This is a genomic window from Dysgonomonas sp. Shenzhen-Wh21 (genome assembly GCF_043392705.1).
In the GTDB taxonomy this organism is placed as follows: Bacteria; Bacteroidota; Bacteroidia; order Bacteroidales; family Dysgonomonadaceae; genus Dysgonomonas.
This window is the reverse complement of the sequence record NZ_JAIXHZ010000200.1, coordinates 1-2,830: the sequence shown is the minus strand read 5'-3', so window position 1 is coordinate 2,830 and position 2,830 is coordinate 1. Positions and strand designations below refer to the sequence as shown.

Annotated in this window: 1 protein-coding gene; it reads left to right on the top strand. The window is 33.2% G+C overall.

Going from position 1 to position 2,830, the window contains the following annotated elements; translation table 11 throughout:
• Positions 1-331 precede the first annotated feature (331 nt).
• Positions 332-2,830, top strand: a 2,499-nt coding sequence (locus tag LDB17_RS13795) for an ATP-binding protein (protein ID WP_393925087.1), incomplete at its 3' end; no start/stop codon positions are given.

The following is a 2,830-nucleotide window of genomic DNA, read 5'->3' as shown; positions in this document are numbered from 1 at the left end:
ACTGACCTGTATTTGTTTTTTGTAAAAGTATAACAATGAAGTAAGTCTAGGATTTGCCCTAAAGAGACAGACACTTTTATACTTCATTGTTATACTTTTACAAAAAACAAATACAGGTCAGTAGTACATAAGAAAAACTAAATAAAGTTTCGATCATACTATATTCCACGTTATTTGATAAATGTTTTTATTTTACAAATCGGGAAATATATAGTGGCAAAACATTTGACGCCATTAAACTATTATACCCTTATTGGTGTTTTTATAAGCATCTTTTTGATAGTATTTATAAACATAGTTTCCTCTTTTTAATACATTGTATACAATGGATATGAAGTATAGACAATATTCCAAGGATGAACTGATACAGCGCATAAAAGATCTAGAATATGACAATTTTGCATTACAAAAAGAATTAATAAACAAATATGTAGGGAATGTATCGTATAGTAATACGGAGGAGACCAATGTAAATCTGTTGCATGATAGAGAAAGAGCCTTTGAGATTTTACTAAAAACCTGCGATTCGCTTTTTTTATTCCGCTACGATGGTACTTGCGTAGATTGTATCATAAAATCAAATCACTGGTTTCTAAAATCTGAACAAATTGTAGGGCAGAATATTTTTGACATACTCCCCAAAGAAACGGCATTAAATTTTAAAGCTCATTTTGATGATGTTGTTGCAAATGGGGGGACTTCAAGTCAGAACTACGACCTTCCTTTAAAAAGAAATACTATATACTTCAAGTGTATTATACAACTTTACGACAAGGAGTTTGTCCTTTGTCAATATCGCGATATAACTCAGCGCAGCCAGATGAAAAAGAGGTTAGATAACGCTAACCGAAAGTTAAAAGAAACACAAAAAATAGCAAAAATAGGACATTGGAAATATAATCCTCAAGTAGGTATGTTGTATTATTCCGGATTTGGGAATATATTCTCTATAGTGGAAGAAGAAGCAATTATATCTATTGATGAATATTCCTCTAAAATACACCCGGCCGACAAAGAAGCATTTATAGATTATTTGAATGGCAGGATTTACAACGGCAAATATCTGGACTATAGACGAGTTTACACGAAAGACAATTACTCTATTGTTTCTTATATAAGAACACAAATCACCAGTGTATACGAATATAAAGGGGAAACAATCATAGAAGGTTATGTCCAAAACATAGACGATGTTATAAAAAACCGTTGGGAATATGAAACAGTAAACTTCATGAATAATGTGACAAGCGATCATATTTTTGGAGTCTTTATGGAAGATGGTCAATTAATTTTTGCCAATCAACAATTTCTACTTCACAACAATATATCGAAAGACAAGGATATTTCAGACTACAAAATAACAGAACTGAAGCAGCTTAGTTTAGAACAATGGGACCTGATTCTAAAAAAACTAGAATCGAATGAAAGCTATAAGTATAACATAATTTATACAGATAGTGAAACTGAAAAAACGTCCTACTTTGATTGCATCTCGTATTTAACAAGAGATACTTTCGGTACAAAATTTATATGGAGTTACTGGTCGAATACCACAAAGCAGAAGTATGCAGAGATTGAGAGCAAAAATACTCGCAATCTCATGAATATGGTTTTAGATAATATGCCTATTTCTGTATTCATTAAAAACCCATTGAACGACTATAAATATATATATTGGAATAAGATATCGACGCAATTCTATCTCGTTCAAAACGATGACTTTTCCGATAAAACGGACTTTGACATTTTCCCAAAAGAAGTGGCAGAAAGATATCGAGCTGAAGATATAGCAGTATTTGAGACTGGTGTTCCCCAAAGAGTATTTCAAGAACTTGTAGATGATGAAGGAAATATCCGATATGTAGATATTCTTAAAATACGATTAAATAGTGAAACTGATAATTCATCTCTAGTAATAGGTTTAGGCTGGGATATTACAGAACTTAAACAAATAGAAAAAGAGCTTACAACAGCAAAGTTGAAGGCTGAGCAGCTAGACAAACTAAAATCTGCATTTCTCTCTAATATGAGTCATGAAATACGTACACCTCTGAATGCAATATTAGGATTTTCTCGCATAATAGCAGAAACTGATGATCAGGAAAAACGAAACTATTATTTTAATTTCGTCGAGTCCAACAGTGGACGGTTACTGGGTTTAGTAAATGAAATTCTTGACTTTTCGAAAATAGAATCCGGCATTGTGGAGTTTGAACCAGAAGACTTTGATTTTGGTATGTTATGCTTGGAAATATATGAAACATATGCATCCCAATGCCATCCCGAAACAGAGCTTATCTATAATAATATAGGAGCAGAGCTATGGATACGATCCGACAGGAACAGAATACATCAAGTTCTATCAAACCTGATTATTAATGCTCAGAAATTCACAAAAAAAGGATATATAAAATATGGATTTGAGGTTATAGACAATAACGTCAAAGTTTATGTAGATGATAGTGGAATAGGAATAGTCGAGGATCAATTAGATAAAATATTCGAACGATTTATGCAAGTTGATAGCAATGCTATTGGAACCGGTTTGGGTTTAGCTATTTGTCGTTCCATCGTAGAACGTCTTGGTGGAGAAATATCCGTTACATCTGAATTGCAAAAAGGATCTTGCTTCACATTTACATTGCCATACGAACCGATAAGAAATTGGGAAGCAGAGAAAGGCAACTCCGAAAATTCGGTCAAGCCTTATTCCTTCGAGCAGAATTGTACGATTTTAGTCGCCGATGATGACGACAATAGTTATCAACTGATAGACGCAATGATAGGAGAAGAGTATGCTTTGATACAGGGGCTAAATGGAATGGAGGCT